The organism is Colwellia sp. BRX10-1, assembly GCF_014077545.1.
Lineage (GTDB): Bacteria > Pseudomonadota > Gammaproteobacteria > Enterobacterales > Alteromonadaceae > Colwellia_A.
The window spans coordinates 1-202 of record NZ_JACGWC010000157.1; the positions used below are offsets into that span (position 1 = coordinate 1).

Sequence of the window (202 nt, forward strand, 5' to 3'; positions counted from 1 at the left end):
AAACCTTATTTATAATTTCTAACTTCAAAAAGCAAAAAACCGCTAATCTTTCGATTAGCGGTTTTTCTTTGTTTGGCGGTGAAATAGAGATTTGAACTCTACTCGAAGGTTTAGTGCTATAAACCTTATTTATAATTTCTAACTTCAAAAAGCAAAAAACCGCTAATCTTTCGATTAGCGGTTTTTCTTTGTTTGGCGGTGA

Annotated in this window: 1 protein-coding gene; it reads right to left on the bottom strand. The window is 32.2% G+C overall.

Translation table 11 applies throughout. The features are described 5' to 3' along the window. A partial coding sequence (locus H4J75_RS20025) for a hypothetical protein (RefSeq protein ID WP_220465382.1) occupies nt 1-202 on the bottom strand: 202 nt, incomplete at both ends.